Source organism: Klebsiella terrigena (genome assembly GCF_012029655.1).
Classification (GTDB): Bacteria; Pseudomonadota; Gammaproteobacteria; order Enterobacterales; family Enterobacteriaceae; genus Klebsiella; species Klebsiella terrigena.
This window is the reverse complement of the sequence record NZ_CP050508.1, coordinates 5,153,548-5,171,950: the sequence shown is the minus strand read 5'-3', so window position 1 is coordinate 5,171,950 and position 18,403 is coordinate 5,153,548. Positions and strand designations below refer to the sequence as shown.

21 protein-coding genes are annotated in these 18,403 nt (G+C 57.6%); 9 read left to right on the top strand and 12 right to left on the bottom strand.

Translation table 11 applies throughout. The features are described 5' to 3' along the window. Positions 1-65: 65 nt before the first annotated feature. The 5 genes from HCK03_RS24260 to aspA all read right to left on the bottom strand — a co-directional run bounded on the left by HCK03_RS24260 (position 66) and on the right by aspA (position 5,734). Positions 66-641, bottom strand: a complete 576-nt coding sequence (locus HCK03_RS24260; RefSeq protein ID WP_071844997.1) for a transcriptional regulator — start codon at positions 639-641, stop codon at positions 66-68. Between the two features lie 35 nt (positions 642-676). After that, a complete protein-coding gene (locus tag HCK03_RS24255) occupies positions 677-2,485 on the bottom strand; it encodes a protein-disulfide reductase DsbD (protein ID WP_167692291.1) in 1,809 nt (602 codons plus the stop codon). After that, on the bottom strand, positions 2,461-2,784 hold the full coding sequence (cutA, locus tag HCK03_RS24250; protein WP_041143683.1) for a divalent cation tolerance protein CutA: 324 nt from the start codon (positions 2,782-2,784) through the stop codon (positions 2,461-2,463). Before cutA ends, HCK03_RS24255 begins: the two co-directional genes overlap by 25 nt. 95 nt (positions 2,785-2,879) lie before the next feature. Next, a complete protein-coding gene (locus HCK03_RS24245; RefSeq protein ID WP_045853385.1) occupies positions 2,880-4,181 on the bottom strand; it encodes an anaerobic C4-dicarboxylate transporter in 1,302 nt (433 codons plus the stop codon). Between the two features lie 116 nt (positions 4,182-4,297). Further along, entirely contained in the window at positions 4,298-5,734 is a 1,437-nt protein-coding gene (aspA, locus tag HCK03_RS24240) for an aspartate ammonia-lyase (protein WP_041143685.1), read from the bottom strand. A 339-nt stretch (positions 5,735-6,073) separates the two neighbouring features. Here aspA and HCK03_RS24235 point away from each other — a divergent pair, with 339 nt between their 5' ends. Further along, the gene (locus HCK03_RS24235; RefSeq protein WP_041143686.1) at positions 6,074-6,544 is read left to right on the top strand and encodes an FxsA family protein; all 471 of its coding nucleotides are present in this window, start codon (positions 6,074-6,076) and stop codon (positions 6,542-6,544) included. Between the two features lie 70 nt (positions 6,545-6,614). Here HCK03_RS24235 and yjeH read toward each other — a convergent pair whose 3' ends face one another. Beyond that, on the bottom strand, positions 6,615-7,877 hold the full coding sequence (yjeH, locus tag HCK03_RS24230) for an L-methionine/branched-chain amino acid transporter (RefSeq protein WP_134525141.1): 1,263 nt from the start codon (positions 7,875-7,877) through the stop codon (positions 6,615-6,617). A 230-nt stretch (positions 7,878-8,107) separates the two neighbouring features. Between yjeH and HCK03_RS24225 the strand changes: the two genes are divergently transcribed. From HCK03_RS24225 to HCK03_RS24215, 3 genes are all read left to right on the top strand, one after another. Next, positions 8,108-8,401, top strand: a complete 294-nt coding sequence (locus HCK03_RS24225; RefSeq protein ID WP_041143688.1) for a co-chaperone GroES — start codon at positions 8,108-8,110, stop codon at positions 8,399-8,401. Between the two features lie 44 nt (positions 8,402-8,445). Continuing rightward, positions 8,446-10,092 carry a chaperonin GroEL gene (groL, locus tag HCK03_RS24220; RefSeq protein ID WP_041143689.1) on the top strand — a complete coding sequence of 549 codons (1,647 nt, stop codon included), beginning with the start codon at positions 8,446-8,448 and terminating at the stop codon, positions 10,090-10,092. Between the two features lie 133 nt (positions 10,093-10,225). Continuing rightward, positions 10,226-10,579: a DUF4156 domain-containing protein gene (locus tag HCK03_RS24215; protein WP_041143690.1), complete on the top strand. Its 354-nt coding sequence runs from the start codon at positions 10,226-10,228 to the stop codon at positions 10,577-10,579. 44 nt (positions 10,580-10,623) lie between these two features. On the opposite strand, the gene epmB is transcribed toward HCK03_RS24215, so the two are convergent. Beyond that, positions 10,624-11,652 (bottom strand): EF-P beta-lysylation protein EpmB, encoded by a 1,029-nt coding sequence (gene epmB / locus HCK03_RS24210; RefSeq protein ID WP_167692290.1) that lies wholly within the window; start codon positions 11,650-11,652, stop codon positions 10,624-10,626. 40 nt (positions 11,653-11,692) lie between these two features. Here epmB and efp point away from each other — a divergent pair, with 40 nt between their 5' ends. The 4 genes from efp (at position 11,693) to sugE (ending at position 13,213) form a co-directional block, all read left to right on the top strand. Beyond that, positions 11,693-12,259, top strand: a complete 567-nt coding sequence (gene efp, locus HCK03_RS24205; protein WP_041143692.1) for an elongation factor P — start codon at positions 11,693-11,695, stop codon at positions 12,257-12,259. Between the two features lie 77 nt (positions 12,260-12,336). Then, entirely contained in the window at positions 12,337-12,468 is a 132-nt protein-coding gene (locus tag HCK03_RS24200) for an entericidin A/B family lipoprotein (RefSeq protein ID WP_041143693.1), read from the top strand. A 141-nt stretch (positions 12,469-12,609) separates the two neighbouring features. Then, entirely contained in the window at positions 12,610-12,756 is a 147-nt protein-coding gene (ecnB, locus tag HCK03_RS24195; protein WP_071844879.1) for a lipoprotein toxin entericidin B, read from the top strand. A gap of 139 nt (positions 12,757-12,895) precedes the next feature. Continuing rightward, positions 12,896-13,213, top strand: a complete 318-nt coding sequence (gene sugE, locus HCK03_RS24190; RefSeq protein WP_167692289.1) for a quaternary ammonium compound efflux SMR transporter SugE — start codon at positions 12,896-12,898, stop codon at positions 13,211-13,213. Here sugE and HCK03_RS24185 read toward each other — a convergent pair. The 5 genes from HCK03_RS24185 to frdA all read right to left on the bottom strand — a co-directional run bounded on the left by HCK03_RS24185 (position 13,210) and on the right by frdA (position 17,145). After that, positions 13,210-13,740, bottom strand: a complete 531-nt coding sequence (locus HCK03_RS24185) for a lipocalin family protein (protein ID WP_041143695.1) — start codon at positions 13,738-13,740, stop codon at positions 13,210-13,212. The genes sugE and HCK03_RS24185 overlap by 4 nt on opposite strands. A gap of 111 nt (positions 13,741-13,851) precedes the next feature. Beyond that, a complete protein-coding gene (gene frdD / locus HCK03_RS24180; RefSeq protein WP_041143696.1) occupies positions 13,852-14,211 on the bottom strand; it encodes a fumarate reductase subunit FrdD in 360 nt (119 codons plus the stop codon). Between the two features lie 10 nt (positions 14,212-14,221). Next, positions 14,222-14,617, bottom strand: a complete 396-nt coding sequence (frdC, locus tag HCK03_RS24175) for a fumarate reductase subunit FrdC (protein ID WP_041143697.1) — start codon at positions 14,615-14,617, stop codon at positions 14,222-14,224. A 10-nt stretch (positions 14,618-14,627) separates the two neighbouring features. Beyond that, positions 14,628-15,362: a fumarate reductase iron-sulfur protein gene (frdB, locus tag HCK03_RS24170; protein ID WP_041143698.1), complete on the bottom strand. Its 735-nt coding sequence runs from the start codon at positions 15,360-15,362 to the stop codon at positions 14,628-14,630. Further along, positions 15,355-17,145, bottom strand: a complete 1,791-nt coding sequence (gene frdA, locus HCK03_RS24165; protein WP_167692288.1) for a fumarate reductase (quinol) flavoprotein subunit — start codon at positions 17,143-17,145, stop codon at positions 15,355-15,357. Before frdA ends, frdB begins: the two co-directional genes overlap by 8 nt. 273 nt (positions 17,146-17,418) lie before the next feature. On the opposite strand from frdA, the gene epmA reads away from it, so the two are divergent. Then, complete coding sequence (gene epmA, locus HCK03_RS24160; protein ID WP_167692287.1) at positions 17,419-18,396, top strand: elongation factor P--(R)-beta-lysine ligase; 978 nt, start codon at positions 17,419-17,421, stop codon at positions 18,394-18,396. Positions 18,397-18,403 lie beyond the last annotated feature (7 nt).

Below are 18,403 nucleotides of genomic sequence, written 5' to 3'. Positions count from 1 at the left end.
AAACCCTGTCAGCATGTCGGTGAGAGGGAAATTATATGCGCGAAGGATCGGTTAAGATATCGGAATCAGGTTAGCGCGCCGCCCATTCGACACTGGGCAAAACGCAGGATGTCCTCCGCCAGGCGCTGGGCGGTATCGACGTCGGCCTGGCTGCGCTTCACCAGCAGGCGGCTCAGGCAGCCTTCGACGATAAGCTCCATCTGTTTGGCAACCATCGCCGGGTCATCCACTTCCAGCTGGGTCAGCAGCTCGTGCGTATAGGCGAGCGAAGCCTGTTTCTGCTGTTCAGCCAGCTGATGAATCGGGTGCTGGGCATCCGGATAGAAGGTGCAGGCCGCAATAAACAGGCAGCCGGGATAGCGGTGATTGCTCACGCATCGTGTCAGCGCCGCATAGCGCGCCAGCAGCTTCTGCTCCGCCGTTAGCGTCTCGTCCAGCAGCAGCTGGCGACGCCATGCGTCAACCTGATGGCTGAGATAGCGGAGGGCGTCATACAGTAGCGCTTCGCGGTCTGGCCAGAAGCGCTTGAGGTCATCGATCGGATAAGCAACGCGCTCGGCGACCATCTCCAGCGTGGTGTTAGCAATACCTTCGATTTCAAGAATTTGTATGGCTTCACCCAGAACATCTTCACGTTGCACGGTTTTCTCCTCCATTTTACCTCCTAAAGTGTCGTTCACGGTTGCCGATCGCGCAAATGGGCGCTGAATGCCGCGGCATCCATAAAGCCGGTGACGCGCTGTGCGGGCTGCTCCTCTCCCTGCGCGTTAAAGAACAGAATCGTCGGCAGGCCGAGCACCCGCAGATGCTTCAGCAGGGCGACGTCCTGCGCGCTGTTCTTCGTGACGTCTACCTGCAACAGAACGGTATCTTTCAGGGCCTGTTGCACTTCCGGTGTGCTAAAGGTGTATTTTTCGAACTCTTTACAGGCCACGCACCAGTCAGCGTACAAATCTAGCATAACCGGTCGGCCTTTAGCCTGTGCCAGCGCCCGATCGAGCTCATCGACGGTGCTGACGCGGGTAAACGCCAGGTGCGCCTGCTGTTGCGCCGTCGGCGCGTCGAACGCCCAGTCCTGCAGCGGACGAACGCTCACCAGCGCGGCGGCCAGCAGCACGATCTGCAGGATGCGCTGCCACGGACGCGTGGCGCCAAGGGAGGTGATAAAGGCCCAGCTAAAGAAGGCCACCGCCAGCAGCGACCACAGGCGCAGACCCCAGAGCTCACCCAGGATACGCTCCAGTAAAAACACCGGCAGCGCCAGGATGACAAAACCGAACGCGGTCTTCACATGGGCCATCCACGGGCCGCTCTTCGGCAGCAGACGGTTGCCAAACACGGTGACCAGAATCAGCGGTAGCCCCATGCCGAGCGCGTAGAGATACAGCGTGCCGCCGCCCAGCCACAGGTTACCGCTTTGCGCGATGTACAGCAAAATCGCGCTCAGCGGCGCCGTTGTACAGGGCGAGCAGATAAGCCCGGCAATGGCGCCCATGGCAAACACGCCGCCGGCGGAACCGCCGCGTTGGGTATTGCTCATCAGCGTCAGGCGCGTCTGCAAGGATGACGGCAGCTGCAGGGTAAACAGGCCAAACATCGATAGCGCCAGCAGAATAAAGACCGCCGACAGGCCGATCAGCACGTACGGATGCTGCAGCGCCGCCTGGAACTGCAGGCCCGCGGCGGCCACTACCATACCCAGCGCGGTGTAGGTCAGCGCCATCCCCTGGACATAGATAAACGCCAGCAGCAGCGCGCGGGCTGTGGACAGCCGGCGTTCGCCCCCGAGCACGATACCCGAGATCAGCGGATACATCGGCAGCACGCAGGGCGTAAACGCGATACCGATACCAATTAATAGCGCCCAGAGCGCGGAGAACGGAAGCTGGCTGCCATCCGTCGCGGCTGCGGGCCGCTCTGGTGCGGGGGGCGCAGCCGGCGGCCGCTCCGCGAGCGCCAGCGCCGGACGCGGTTCTACCGGGAGCGGCGGGTTAAGCTTCGGCGCGCCAACGACGGGAAGCGCCGGGCGCGCGGGAGCCTGCCCGTCGCTGGAGAGCGCCAGCGCCGCGCTGAGCGGCACCACTTTGGTTTCCGGCGGATAGCAGAAGCCGGCGTCGGCACAGCCCTGCCAGGTCACGGTCAGCGTGGCCCCTTTGGCGGCCCGGTTGAGCGTAACCGGCACGGTTAGCCGCTGGCGATAAATCTCACTTTTGCCGTAAAACTCATCGTCGTGCCATTCGCCGGACGGCAGCGATGGCTCAAGGAAAGCGGCGTCTGCGGCGCTGAGCTTGATCTGTTTGCGGTAGAGATAGTAACCCTCCTTGATTTGCCAGGTCAGGTTTACCTCGTGCTGGCTCTGCTGAAAATCAAAGGCAAAAGCCTGGTCAGCAGGCACAAAATTTGAGCGGCCGGGCGTATCAAAGAGCCCGGCGAAGGCGGACGTACTGCAGAGCAGCAGAATCAGCGTAATGATGCGTTGAGCCATGAGAGGTAATCAGTGTCTCCGTGAGTGACGGGTAAAACCAGTAATTCGGGGGTTTGATACGGGTGATGGGACTTCAGGCACTCCAGCAGCGCCTGCTGATGGGCGCGGTCGGTTTTCAGCAGCATCTGCACTTCATACTCCTGCTCCAGCTTGCCTTCCCAGTAGTAGAGGGAGGTTGCGCCCGGCAGGAGAGTGGCGCAGGCGGCCAGCTTTTCTGCCAGCACTTTGGCCGCTAAATCCTGGGCGGTCGCTTCATCCGGCGCGGTGCAGAGTACAACAACGGCATCAGGCGTAGTCATCGTGAACCTCGTATCAGCGAAAAGAGGCACTATAGCACGCAAGATGCGGGGGGATTAATGAAACGGGCCACGATGTGGCCCGAATTTAAGCAGTTTTACAGCACGATGCCGCCGATGATGAACCCCAAAATGACGCACAGGGTTATGGCGATCACTCCGGGGATCAGGAAGGCGTGGTTGAAGACGTATTTGCCGATGCGGGTGGAGCCGGTGTCATCCATTTCGACCGCCGCCAGCAGCGTCGGGTAGGTCGGCAGGACGAACAGCGCGGAGACCGCGGCAAAGGAGGCAATGGCGGTCAGCGGACTCACGCCAAGCAGCAGCGCCGCGGGCATCAGCGCCTTGGTGGTCGCAGCCTGGGAGTAGAGCAGGGTCGCGGCGAAGAACAGCACCACCGCCAGCAGCCACGGGTAGTTGTGCAGCAGATCGCCCGCCACCGCCTGGATATCAGAGATATGCGCCTTCACGAAGGTATCGCCCAGCCAGGCAACGCCCAGCACGCAGACGCAGGCGCTCATTCCGGATTTAAAGGTGCTGGCGTTCAGCACTTCGCTGGTATCGATCTTACAGGTGATGCTAATCAGCGTGGCGATGGTCAGCATGAAGACCACGATCGCTTCGTTGCGCGGCAGTACCGGGTTCTGAATCAGTCCGACGGTATCGCTGATGGCGGTAGCGTAGAACATGACCGCGACGATCCCGATCAGGAACAGCAGCACTGAACGTTTGGCGTGCGGCTTCAGCTGGAATACCTGGCTTCCGCGCAGTTTAACTTCCCCTTTTGCCAGGCGCTCCTGGTAAACCGGGTCATCTTTCAGCTCGCAGCCGAGGAAGTTACACACCACGGCGGTGATCATCACGGCAATCAGCGTCACCGGAATACAGATAGCCAGCAGCGTCAGGTAGCTGACGCCCAGCGGCTCCAGAATGCCGGCGAAAAACACCACCGCGGCGGAAATTGGCGAGGCGGTAATCGCAATCTGCGAGGCCACGACGGCAATCGACAGCGGGCGGGAGGGGCGAATGCCCTGCTCCTTCGCCACTTCGGTGATTACCGGCAGGGTCGAGAAGGCGGTGTGGCCGGTTCCCGCGAGGACCGTCATAAACCAGGTGACCAGCGGGGCGAGAAAGGTGATGTACTTCGGATGACGGCGCAGCAGGCGCTCTGCAAGGCTGACCAGGTAGTCCATGCCGCCGGCAACCTGCATGGCGGCAATCGCGGCGATGACCGCCATGATGATCTCAATGACGTCGAAGGGGATCGCGCCGGGCTTGATTTGAAAGATTAAGGTCAGGACGAGGACGCCCAGACCACCGGCGAATCCGATACCGATACCACCCAGCCTGGCGCCCAGGTAGATAGCCAGCAGGACAATGACGAGCTCTGCACCAAACATATGTTCCTTCCTTGTTTTTTAACAAGTTGATATTGAATTGTTGTGATTTCGTAAACCCAGAAAAGCAAAAAGGCATGTCATTGCTGACATGCCTTCGTTGAGTTTAACCTGAAAGCTTACTGTTCGCTTTCATCGGTAAAACGCTTTGCTTTATAGGCCGGATGCATCAGGTTGTGCGGAGAGAAAATATCGTCCAGCTCCGCTTCGGTGAGCAAACCTCGTTCCAGCACCACTTCCCGCACGCTCTTACCGGTTTCGGCGCAAATCTTGCCGACGATATCGCCATTGTGGTGGCCGATAAACGGGTTGAGGTAGGTGACGATGCCGATGGAGTTGTAAACATAGCTTTCGCACACCGCTTTGTTGGCGGTAATGCCGTTTACGCATTTTTCCAGCAGGTTATAGCAGGCGTTGGTCAGGATATGAATGGACTCGAACATCGCCTGGCCGATAACCGGCTCCATCACGTTCAGCTGCAGCTGGCCGGCTTCTGAGGCCATCGTGACGGTGGTGTCGTTGCCGATCACCTTGAAGCACACCTGGTTAACGACTTCCGGCACCACCGGGTTAACCTTGGCCGGCATGATGGATGAACCCGCCTGCAGCTCCGGCAGGTTGATTTCGTTCAGGCCAGCGCGCGGGCCGGAAGAGAGCAGGCGCAGGTCGTTACAGATTTTAGACAGCTTCACCGCCAGGCGTTTCAGCGAGCTATGCACCATGACGTAGGCGCCGCAGTCGGAGGTGGCTTCAATCAGGTCTTCCGCCGGAACAACCGGCAGGCTGCTGACTTCCGCGAGTTTTTGTACCGCCAGCTGCTGATAGCCGTCCGGGGTATTCAGGCGCGTGCCGATGGCGGTGGCTCCGAGGTTCACTTCCAGCAGCAGCTCTGCGGTACGCAGAATGCATTTTGTTTCTTCGTTCAGCAGAACGTTGAAGGCGTGGAACTCCTGGCCGAGGGTCATCGGTACCGCATCCTGCAGCTGGGTACGACCCATTTTCAGGACGTCCTGGAACTCAACGGCTTTGCTCTGGAAGCCTTCGCCCAGCTGGTTAATAGCGTCGGTTAATTTCAGCAGGGAGGCATACACCGCGATGCGGAAACCGGTCGGGTAGGCATCGTTAGTGGACTGACATTTGTTAACGTGGTCGTTGGGGTTCAGGTACTGGTATTCACCTTTCTGGTGGCCCATCAGCTCAAGACCGATGTTTGCCAGCACTTCGTTGGTGTTCATGTTGACGGAAGTACCCGCGCCACCCTGGAACACGTCAACCGGGAACTGATCCATGCACTTGCCGTTATTCAGCACTTCATCACATGCGGCAATAATGGTATTCGCGACGCCTTTAGGAATGGTTTGCAGCTCTTTGTTGGCCATGGCAGCGGCCTTTTTCACCATCACCATACCGCGCACAAACTCGGGAATATCGCTGATTTTGCTATTGCTGATGTAGAAGTTTTCAATCGCTCTCAGAGTATGAACGCCGTAGTAGGCGTCAGCTGGAACTTCCCTGGTACCCAACAGATCTTCTTCGATACGAATGTTGTTTAACATGTGAACCTTCTTTTTCAAGCTGCCAATGAATTCACCAAATACGCAGAATTTATAGGATTTAGCGCATTTTCTCGCCGAAGATTATTTCCTTAATCGGCCTGGTGCCCACGATCATATGCTGATGATAGCGAATATCAGTAATCTTGATCACTTATTATGTAGTGAGGGCTATAAGAATTATTAATCTGTGAAATGAGTCACCGCTTTGCAGTTCTTGAAAAAAATAAGCGTTTCCGCTGATTGAAAAGTCCCGTGTTAGCCCAATATTGATGGGATGCGAATAGCACATCTTATAGCTGCGGGTGCCGATAGCGGCGCACGCTAATGAAGGAGACGCCGGTGCGTTGGATTCCGTTTTTTGCCTTTTTTTTATACGTTTACATCGAAATCTCGATCTTTATCCAGGTTTCCCATGTCCTTGGGGTGCTGCTGACGCTGATTTTAGTGATCTTCAGCTCGGTGGTCGGGATGTCGCTGGTGCGCAACCAGGGCTTCAAAAACTTTATGCTGATGCAGCAAAAAATGGCGGCCGGCGAAAGCCCGGCGGCGGAAATGATCAAAAGCGTATCGCTGATTATTGCCGGCCTGCTGCTGCTGTTACCGGGCTTCTTTACCGACTTCCTCGGCCTGCTGCTCCTGCTGCCGCCGGTGCAAAAACACCTGACCCTCAAGCTGATGCCGCATCTGCGCTTTAGCCGGATGCCGGGCGGCGGCTTTAGCGCCGGTACCGGAGGAGGTGATACCTTTGACGGGGAATACCAGCGTAAAGACGATGAGCGCGACCGTCTGGACCACAAAGACGATCGCTAATCCAGCCAGCCCGGCGACCGCCGGGGGCGTGGAGTGACAAGCCGGATACGCGCAGCGCGATCCGGCTTTTTTATGGCTGGGCGCCCGGGGTTTCGCTCAGCGACCGGCGCCGGGGTAAAAGCAGCCACAGCGCCGCCAGCACCACCAGCGCGTACAGGCTTTTCCAGCCGACCATCGCCAGTAGCAGCAGGCACAGCAGGCTACCGATCGCCGCCAGCACCCGATAGCGGCCCTGCAGCAGCCGGCAGCCCGCCAGCATACACAGCAGATAAATCATAATAAAAATGCCGTTGGCGTAGACGATCAGCGCGTCGAGGTTGATATCGAGCCAGTAAATACACAGGGTGCTGATGACGCAGCAGGCCAGCACCGCATTGAGCGCGTTGCGCGGGATTTGCCGGGCCGACAGGCGGGCGAGGCGGCTCTCAGGCCTGTACTGCGCCTGCGACCAGACCAGGCGGGCGAAGCTCTGAATATAGATATTGAGGCTGGCGAAGCAGGCGAGGTAGCCAATGACGCAGGCGACCCACAGCGCCTGGACGCCGAACAGGCGCACCACGATGTCAGGCAGCGACGCGGCGGCAGCCATGCCCTCGCCGAAGGCGTGAAAATGCAGCACCAGTACCGTACAGGCCCAGTAGACGGTACCGGCCAGCAGCAGGCCAATCATCAGCGCGCGCGGAAAATCGCGTTCCGGGGATTTAAATTCTGAAGCCAGGTGGGCAAAGGCCTCGAGGCCGACAAAGCACCAGAACATGACCGAAAGCGCGGCAAAAAGCTGCGACCGATCGACATCCTGCGGTGCCGGGAAGGGGATATGCGCCGGATCGATACCGCCGCGCCACCAGATAGCGACAATCAGGGCAACAATCAGGATCGCCACCAGCGTTTGCAGATTGGCGCTCGAGCTGGCTCCGCGCGAACCCACCCACCAGATAATGGCCAGCGTTCCCAGTTCGGCGAGCAGCAGCTGGCCGTCGTGCCAGCCAAACAGGGCCTGGCTGAAGCCGGTGGCGATATGCAACGCGGCGGGTAATCCCACCGGGATCACCGACAAAAAAAGCCAGCCGGTCACGCGCTCCATGCGGGGGCCGAACGCCATATTGACGAAATGCGCCACGCCGCCGGCGCTGGGATAGTGGCGGCCGAGTACGGCAAAAACGATGGCTATCGGGAAAACCAGCAGGATCAGCGCCGGCCACGCCCACAGGCTGTTATCACCCGCAACCAGCGCGGCCAGAGCGGGAACAGCGAAGACGCCGGTGCCCAGTAATGATGTGGAAAGGAGGCCGACTCCCTGAGCCAGACCTAACTCCTGCTTCAAACCACCCATGATGCAACCCTGTCCCGAACAAAACCCGAATGGTACCACAATCGTTTTTGCTTATGACGTTTGAGCGACGCGCCGGGAGTGTGCGCCCGGGCACGCGAAAAAACTTTTTTTCAACTCGCCCCTTGAAGCGGTAAAACTCCATCCCCATCTCTCAGGTCACTAGCCGGAAAACCGTATACGGGCCGGTGTCATCCATAACTGATAATGACTTTCTCAAAGGAGAGCTATCAATGAGTATTCGTCCGTTACATGATCGTGTGATCGTCAAACGTAAAGAAGTTGAAACCAAATCTGCTGGCGGCATCGTTCTGACCGGTTCTGCGGCAGCCAAATCAACTCGTGGCGAAATCATCGCTGTCGGTAAGGGCCGCATCCTGGAAAACGGAACCGTGCAGCCGCTGGACGTGAAAATTGGCGATATCGTCATTTTCAACGACGGCTACGGCGTGAAATCTGAAAAGATCGACAATGAAGAAGTGTTGATCATGTCCGAAAGCGACATCCTGGCAATTGTTGAAGCCTAATCTGCGAACGACACTGAACATACGAATTTAAGGGAAAGATTAAAATGGCAGCTAAAGACGTAAAATTCGGTAACGACGCTCGTGTGAAAATGCTGCGCGGCGTAAACGTACTGGCAGATGCAGTTAAAGTGACACTGGGCCCGAAAGGCCGTAACGTTGTCCTGGACAAATCCTTCGGTGCGCCGACCATCACCAAAGACGGCGTTTCCGTAGCGCGTGAAATCGAGCTGGAAGACAAGTTCGAAAACATGGGCGCCCAGATGGTGAAAGAAGTTGCCTCTAAAGCGAACGACGCTGCAGGCGACGGTACCACCACCGCAACCGTACTGGCTCAGGCGATCATCGCTGAAGGCCTGAAAGCCGTTGCTGCGGGCATGAACCCGATGGATCTGAAACGTGGTATCGACAAAGCCGTCGTTGCTGCCGTTGAAGAACTGAAATCCCTGTCCGTACCGTGCTCCGACTCTAAAGCGATTGCTCAGGTTGGTACCATCTCCGCTAACTCCGACGAAACCGTAGGTAAACTGATCGCTGAAGCGATGGATAAAGTCGGTAAAGAAGGCGTGATCACCGTTGAAGACGGTACCGGTCTGGAAGACGAACTGGACGTGGTTGAAGGTATGCAGTTCGACCGCGGCTACCTCTCCCCGTACTTCATCAACAAGCCGGAAACCGGTGCCGTTGAGCTGGAAAGCCCGTTCATCCTGCTGGCTGACAAAAAAGTTTCCAACATCCGTGAAATGCTGCCGGTTCTGGAAGCCGTAGCGAAAGCCGGCAAACCGCTGGTTATCATCGCTGAAGACGTTGAAGGCGAAGCGCTGGCAACGCTGGTGGTTAACACCATGCGCGGCATCGTTAAAGTGGCTGCGGTTAAAGCACCGGGCTTCGGCGACCGTCGTAAAGCTATGCTGCAGGACATCGCGACTCTGACCGGCGGTACCGTTATCTCTGAAGAGATCGGTATGGAGCTGGAAAAAGCGACTCTGGAAGACCTGGGTCAGGCAAAACGCGTTGTGATCAACAAAGACACCACCACCATCATCGATGGCGTGGGTGAAGAAGGCGCTATCCAGGGCCGTGTGACTCAGATCCGTAAGCAGATCGAAGAAGCCACTTCTGACTACGACCGTGAAAAACTGCAGGAACGCGTTGCTAAACTGGCAGGCGGCGTTGCGGTTATCAAAGTCGGTGCAGCTACCGAAGTTGAAATGAAAGAGAAGAAAGCACGCGTTGACGATGCCCTGCACGCGACCCGTGCTGCGGTAGAAGAAGGCGTGGTTGCCGGTGGTGGCGTCGCGCTGGTGCGCGTTGCGGCTAAACTGGCTGGCCTGACTGCTCAGAACGAAGATCAGAACGTCGGTATTAAAGTTGCGCTGCGCGCAATGGAAGCTCCGCTGCGTCAGATCGTTGCCAACGCCGGTGAAGAACCGTCTGTGGTAACTAACAACGTGAAAGCGGGCGAAGGTAACTACGGTTACAACGCGGCGACTGAAGAATACGGCAACATGATCGACTTCGGTATCCTCGACCCAACTAAAGTGACCCGTTCTGCTCTGCAGTACGCGGCCTCCGTTGCTGGTCTGATGATCACTACCGAGTGCATGATTACCGATCTGCCAAAAAGCGATGCAGCTGATTTAGGCGCTGCTGGCGGCATGGGCGGTATGGGTGGCATGGGCGGCATGATGTAATCGTGCGCTCTACCCCTTAGAAACAAAGAAACCCCCGGGCAGAAATGCTCGGGGGTTTTTCTTTTTTCCGGCTTTTTAGTATAAGGTGTACATCCGGGCCAGCGCGTCCAGCTCATTGATCATGGGGAATAACATGCAGGTAAGATATTTAGCAGGGATTGTCGGCGCAGCACTACTGTTAGCGGGTTGCAGTTCCAGCAACGAACTGAGCTCAGGCGGGCAGAGCGTACGCTTTGTTGAAGATAAGCCGGGTGCGGATTGCCAGCTGTTGGGGACCGCTAGCGGCAAGCAGAGCAACTGGCTCTCCGGGCAGAACGGCGGTGAGGGTGGCTCTATGCGCGGCGCGGCTAATGCGCTGCGTAACCAGGCCGCAGCAATGGGCGGCAACGTGATTTACGGCGTCAGCAGCCCGACGCAGAACCTGCTGTCGAGCTTTGTGCCGACCGATAGCGAAATGAACGGTCAGGTCTATAAGTGCCCGAACTGATCGCTTTCCCCTCTCTCCGGTGGGGAGAGGGGAAGGAACGCCAGCTAGCTCTGTCGTAGCTGCAAATCCAGCGGCGTCTTGCTCGGCTCTCCGCCGATTTCTCGCGCCAGCTTCGGTACCATATAGCCTGATACCAGCGTCAGCAGCTCGCGCATGATGGCCCGGGCTTCTTCATCTTCGACCATAAAGTGGGCCGCGCCCTGGACCTTATCCAGCACGTGCAGGTAATACGGCATCACCCCCGCATCAAATAGCGCATTGCTCAAATTAGCCAGCGTCTGCGCGCTATCGTTGACCCCCCGCAGCAGCACGCTTTGGTTCAGCAGGGTGACGCCAGCGTGACGTAAACGCGCCATTGCCGCGCGAAACTCAGCGTCGATTTCATTGGCGTGGTTGATATGGTTCACCAGCAGTATCTGCAGCGAGGAGCGGGCGAAACGCGCAGCCAGCGCCTCGGTGACGCGCGCCGGGATGACAATGGGCAGCCTGCTGTGAATACGCAGGCGCTTGACGTGCGGGATCGCTTCCAGCTGGGTGAGCAGCCAGTCGAGCTCATGATCTTTCGCCATCAGCGGGTCGCCGCCGGAAAAAATAATCTCATCGAGCTGCGGATGGGCGGAAATATAGTCCATCGCCGCCTGCCAGTTGCGCTTATTGCCCTGGTTATCGGCGTACGGGAAGTGTCTGCGGAAGCAATAACGACAATTTACCGCGCAGCCGCCTTTAACCAGCAGCAGCGCGCGGTTGGCGTATTTATGCAGCAGTCCGGGCACCACGCTGTGCTGTTCCTCCAGCGGATCGGTGGAAAATCCGGGGGAGGCGATGAACTCTTCTTGCGAAGTAAGTACTTGACGCAAAAGGGGATCGTTAGGGTTTTCTCGCTCCATGCGGGCGATGAAAGCCCGGGGAACGCGCAGCGCAAAGAGGCGCTTCGCATCGCGCCCCGCCAACAGGTTTGCATCAGCGTCTACATTTAAAAGATGCAGCAGTTCATCAGGACTGGTCACAACATCGGCAAGTTGCGTTAACCAATCTTCTCTGGATGGGGTATTTAGGGTTACAATATGCGCCATTTTGTGGCTTAGCTACCAATTAACAATTTCAGAGGGCCTTATGGCGACTTACTATAGCAACGATTTTCGTGCTGGTCTTAAAATCATGATGGACGGCGAACCTTATGCCGTTGAAGCGAGTGAATTCGTAAAACCGGGAAAAGGCCAGGCTTTCGCCCGCGTTAAGCTGCGCCGCCTGCTGACCGGCACCCGCGTAGAGAAAACCTTCAAATCTACCGACTCCGCTGAAGGCGCAGACGTTGTAGATATGAATCTGACTTACCTCTACAACGACGGTGAGTTCTACCACTTCATGAACAACTCCACCTTCGAACAGCTGGCCGCTGACGAGAAAGCCGTTGGTGAAAGCGCTAAATGGCTGCTGGATCAGGCTGAGTGCATCGTGACCCTGTGGAACGGTCAGCCTATCTCCGTGACCCCGCCGAACTTCGTTGAGCTGGAAATCGTTGAAACCGATCCGGGTCTGAAAGGCGACACCGCGGGTACCGGCGGTAAACCGGCGACCCTGACTACTGGCGCAGTGGTTAAAGTTCCGCTGTTTGTACAGATTGGTGAAGTGATTAAAGTGGATACCCGCTCTGGCGAATACGTATCCCGCGTGAAGTAATTCACGTCTCTGACGGTTGGCGCAGCGCGTTGCTGCGCCCCCTATAGCACGCAAGGTATCGATAGCAGGCAGGGAAGATGAACAACACCTTAAAGCTTGTGGTATTGCTGCTGCTCAGCGGCGCGCTGCTGGCCGGTTGTCATACGGTTCACGGCGTGGGTGAAGATATCCGCAGCCTGGGGCACGCCATCTCTCACGCCGCCAGCTAAGCACCGCTTTCCCCCTCTCTTCTGATTCCTGCCTCCCGTATCGCTTTTTCTCTTAAAAAACGCTGAGATCCCTTCATACCGGGTCAGTTTGTCTATGCTTATAGGGCACGATAACTAAAACTGGTAAATAAGGATGACATTATGGTGAAAAAAACGATTGCAGCGTTCTTTACGGTTTTGGCTCTTTCCTCTGTGCTGACCGCATGTAATACAACGCGTGGCGTCGGTCAGGATATTTCAGAAGGTGGTAGCGCCATTTCCGGTGCCGCGAGTAAAGCTCAGCAATAGCCCCTGACGGTACGGCTGACGGTCGTACCGTTCTTCCCATCTCCTGCACCGTTGTTTATAATATCCGCGCTTTTTCACCCACCTTGCGGGACGACCCGTAAGCGTACCGCATCCGGGGACGGCCCCATCAAGGAGCCTTATGTCCTGGTTAATTTTGTTTATCGCCGGTCTGCTGGAAGTGGTCTGGGCGGTTGGTCTGAAGTACACCCACGGTTTTAGCCGCCTGATACCCAGTGCCATCACCATCATGGCGATGGTGGTCAGCATGGCGCTGCTGTCATGGGCGATGAAAACGCTGCCGGTCGGCACCGCTTACGCGGTGTGGACGGGGATCGGCGCCGTCGGCGCGGCGATTGCCGGTATCGTCCTGCTGGGCGAGTCCGCCAGCCCGATGCGTATTGCCAGCCTGGCGTGTATCGTCATTGGTATTATCGGCCTCAAGCTCAGCACCCACTAATAGTGCTGGTTGACCCAGATAAGCTTGCTCACGTCGAAGCCCTGCCGGGAGGCGATATCCAGCATCTGCTGTTTCACTTCCGGCGCGATTTTCGGCGCACGCGCCAGCAGCCAGAGATAATCCCGGTCCGGTCCGCACACCAGCGCGTAGCGATAATCTTTATCCAGCGCAATCACGTTGTAGCCGCCGTAGAAGGGGCCAAAAAAGGAGACTTTTAGCGCCGCCCGATTGGTCTCGCCGGTGAAGTAGGCCACGCCATCCGTTTTTTGCCACATGCCGCGATCGGGGTTATAGCCCTTATTGACGACGTTCAGTCCGCCGTCGTCGCGCAGGCTGTAGGTTGCGGTGACCTTTTCCAGGCCGCGCTCAAAGTTATGGTCGAAACGGGCGATTTCATACCAGGTGCCGAGATAGCGCTGGGTATCAAACGGGCTGACCACCGTCACGCCCTGCGGAGGCGTCGGGGTGCTGCAGGCAACAACCAGAAACGAGGCGGCAACAGCGGCAATCATTGGCAGCAGACGCATACTATTTTCCTTACTGGTTTTTTGCTAAGTGTAGATTCTGGCGGGGAAAAAACGGGAAAATATTCTGCAAAAGAGAGCCCGGTAACACTCCGCTACCGGGCATCGTGAGGCTTAGATAAATAATACGCCGACCAGCGTGACCACGCTCAGGATGGCGGCCAGGCCGTAGAACACCCACTTGCCGTTAGGGACGTGAATTTTCAGGTCGTGCATGGCGTGATGAATGCGGTGTAGCCCACACCACAGCGGCAGGACGATCATCAGGAAGATAAATGCCCGGCCAATAAAACTCTGGGCAAAGCCGAGCACGCGTTCGTAGCTGAAGGCGTCAGCGGGCGCCAGGCCCAGCGGCAGCAGGATACCGACCAGCAGTATCATCACCGGAGCAATAATGGCGCTCCACATGCCGCCGGCGCCAAACAGCCCCCAGAATACCGGTTCATCGGAACGTTTTGGGTTGGGATTGATCATTCCAGCCTCCTTACCAGAACAGGGCGATAAACAGGATCGCCACGGTTGCTACCGCAGTGACCACCCACAGCCCTTTAATAACCGGCTCTGGCCCCATTTTCTCGCCTTTGACAATAATATTGGCGGCTTTCGGCGCCAGCTCAAACCAGGTTTTGGTGTGCAGCAGCGCTGCACCGAGGGCGATCAGGTTGAGGATCACCACCACCGGATTTTGCAGAAAGCCAACGTATCCCGCCCAGCTTTCCGCCCCGTGCTTGAGAGCAAACAGGCCATAAATCAGGACGATGCTGAACCAGACTGCCGGTACCGCCGTTCCTTCACGCAGCATGTAGAAGCGATAAAACGGCAGCTTCTTCCACCAGGTGGACGTCATCGGCCGCACGTAGGGCTTGCGTTTAGTCGTCATAATGCACTCCTTAGCGTGGTTTCAGGGTGGCGATAAGAAAGTCTTTCGAGCTCTCTACCTTGCCCTGCTGAATGGCGGCTGCCGGGTCGACGTGCTTCGGACAGACTTCCGAGCAGTAGCCCACGAAGGTACAGGTCCAGACGCCGTTCTGACCGTTAAGCTGCGCCATGCGCTCCTTTTTACCGTGGTCGCGGCTGTCCTCGTTGTAGCGATGGGCGAGGGTGATCGCCGCCGGGCCGATAAACTCAGGGTTAAGGCCAAACTGCGGGCAGGCGGCGTAGCACAGGCCGCAGTTGATGCAGCCGGAGAACTGATGGTATTTCGCCATCTGCGCCGGAGTTTGCTTGTTTGGCCCCTGGTCCGGGGTACGCGAATTGCCGATAATATAGGGCTTAATCGCTTCCAGGCTCTCGATAAAGTGGGTCATATCGACCACCAGATCGCGCTCGATCGGGAAGTTAGCCAGCGCTTCGACCTTAATGCCCTTGGTGTATTCACGCAGGAAGGTTTTACACGCCAGCTTCGGCACCTTGTTGACCATCATCCCGCAGGAGCCGCAAATCGCCATGCGGCAGGACCAGCGGTAGCTGAGATCCGCCGCGAGGTTGTCTTTGATATAGCCCAGGGCGTCGAGCAGTGAGGTCTGCTCGTCGTAAGGAACCTCATAGAACGCGCTGTGCGGTGCGGTGTCCACTTCCGGGTTGTAGCGCACCACCTCGATTTTCAGGGTCTTCATCTCAGCCATTGGTCGTCTCCTTCTTCTCGGCTGCTTCCGATTCTGCGCCATATACGCGTTTTGCCGGCGGCAGAGTGGTGATCTTCACATCGCCGTACTCAAGGCGCGTGGTGCCATCGGCATCGCGGAATGCGAGCGTATGCTTGAGGAAATTGACGTCGTCACGCTCGGTGCAGCCTTCATCCAGGCGCTGGTGCGCGCCGCGGGACTCTTTACGCGCAAGGGCAGAGTGGGCCATACATTCCGCCACGTTCAGTCCGTGACCCAGCTCGATGGTATACAGCAGGTCGGTATTGAACACGCTGGAGCTGTCGGTAATGCGTACGCGCTTGAAGCGCTCCTGCAGCTCGGCCAGCTTATCGACGGTTTTTTGCATCAGCTCCGGCGTGCGGTAGATCCCGCAGCCTTCTTCCATCGACAGGCCCATCTCGTCGCGGATCTTCGCCCAGTTCTCGTTGCCTTCCTGATTCATGAGCTCTTTCAGGCGTTTTTCTACGTCGGCGGTCTGCGCATCCAGCGCGCCTACGTTGGCTTCTTTAGCCTCCGCCGCTCGCCTGATGGCCTGCTCGCCGGCGAGGCGGCCAAAGACCACCAGCTCTGCCAGCGAGTTGGAGCCAAGGCGGTTGGCGCCGTGAAGGCCGACCGATGAGCATTCGCCCACGGCGAACAGCCCCTTGATGCGGGTTTCACAGCTCTGGTCGGTTTCGATGCCGCCCATGGTGTAGTGCGCGGTTGGGCGCACGGGAATGGGCTCTTTAACCGGATCAACGCCGACGTAGGCCTTCGCCAGTTCGCAGATAAACGGTAGACGCTCCAGCAGCTTTTTCTCGCCTAAGTGGCGCAGGTCGAGGTAAACCACGTCGCCGCGCGGCGTTGGAATGGTGTTGCCTTTACGCCATTCGTGCCAGAAGGCCTGAGAGACCTTATCGCGCGGGCCGAGCTCCATATATTTGTTTTTCGGCTCGCCGAGCGGCGTTTCCGGGCCCATGCCGTAATCCTGCAGGTAGCGGTAGCCGTCCTTGTTGACCAGAATACCGCCTTCGCCACGGCAGCCTTCCGTCATCAGAATACCGGAGCCGGGAAGGCCGGTCGGGTGATACTGCACGAACTCCATATCGCGCAGCGGAACGCCGTGGCTGAGCGCGATGCCCATCCCATCGCCGGTGACGATGCCGCCGTTGGTGTTGTAGCGATAGACGCGTCCTGCGCCGCCGGTGGCCATCACCACCGCGTTAGCGCGGATTTGTACCAGCGAACCTTCCATCATGTTCATCGCCACCAGGCCATGCGCCTGGCCATCGTCGACCAGAATATCGAGGACGAAATGCTCGTCGAAACGCTGGATTTGCGGGAACTGAAGGGAGGTCTGGAACAGGGTGTGCAGCATATGGAAGCCGGTTTTATCCGCGGCAAACCACGTGCGTTCGATCTTCATCCCACCGAAGCGGCGGACGTTGACGCTCCCGTCCGGACGGCGGCTCCACGGGCATCCCCACTGTTCAAGCTGGGTCATTTCCGTCGGGCAATGATGGACGAAATAGTCGACGACATCCTGCTCACAAAGCCAGTCGCCGCCGGCGACGGTGTCGTGAAAATGGTACTCAAAGCTGTCATGATCCTGCGTCACGGCGGCGGAGCCACCTTCAGCCGCAACCGTGTGGCTGCGCATAGGATAGACTTTTGAAATCAGTGCGATTTTGGCATTTGGATTAGCCTGCGCTGCGGCGATTGCAGCGCGAAGACCTGCTCCGCCAGCGCCAATTACGGCAAGATCGGCTTGAAAAGTTTGCACGACATTCCTCCAGTTTTTGTTTATTTCGCCGCCGGGCTGGCGAAAATGTGTCACTGCTCCTTTATAGGTAAAGAAGTATAGCCTTAGGGTCGGTAGGGAAAATTGACGTGTTCGATTTTTTTATCGATATGTGCGGTGATTTATCAGCACTATTTATGCTTTCTGGTGGTTAAAAATTTCCGGTATGCCTTTAGGGGCCGTTGGCACAAAATTTGTCTCACTCGCCGGTTACGAGTAGACTTCGTGCCCTTGTATGAAATCGGAGAAAGTACCATGAGTGAAACGGCAACCTGGCAGCCGAGCGCGTCGATCCCAAACCTGTTAAAACGCGCGGCTGTGATGGCGGAAATTCGTCGTTTCTTTACCGACCGCGGCGTGTTGGAGGTGGAGACGCCCTGCATGAGCCAGGCAACGGTAACGGATATTCACCTGTTTCCGTTCCAGACCCGTTTCGTCGGCCCCGGCTACTCTCAGGGGATGGATCTGTATCTGATGACCAGCCCGGAATACCATATGAAGCGCCTGCTGGCCGCGGGCTGTGGCCCGGTATTCCAGCTGTGCCGCAGCTTCCGCAATGAAGAGATGGGGCGTCACCACAACCCGGAATTCACCATGCTGGAGTGGTATCGTCCGTGCTATGACATGTATCGTCTGATTAACGAAGTCGATGATTTACTGCAGCAGGTGCTGGAGTGCCAGCCGGCGGAAAGCCTCTCCTATCAGCAGGCGTTCCTGCGCCATCTTGAGCTCGATCCGCTGTCGGCCGATAAGACGCAGCTGCGCGAAGCGGCGGCGAAGCTCGACCTGAGCAATATCGCCGATACGGAAGAAGATAAGGATACGCTGCTGCAGCTGCTGTTTACCATGGGCGTCGAACCGCATATCGGCAAGGACCGTCCGAGCTTTATCTATCACTTCCCGGCAAGCCAGGCGTCGCTGGCGCAGATCAGCACCGAAGATCACCGCGTTGCGGAGCGCTTTGAGGTCTATTACAAGGGAATTGAGCTGGCGAACGGCTTCCACGAGCTGACCGATGCCCGCGAACAGCAGCAGCGTTTCGAGCAGGATAACCGCAAGCGTGCGGCCCGCGGCCTGCCGCAGCAGCCAATTGACGGCAATCTGCTGGAAGCCCTGAAGGCGGGCCTCCCGGACTGCTCCGGCGTGGCGCTGGGCGTCGATCGCGTGGTGATGCTGGCGCTGGGTGCCGAAAGCATCGGCGAGGTTATCGCCTTTACCGTCGATCGCGCCTGACCGGCCC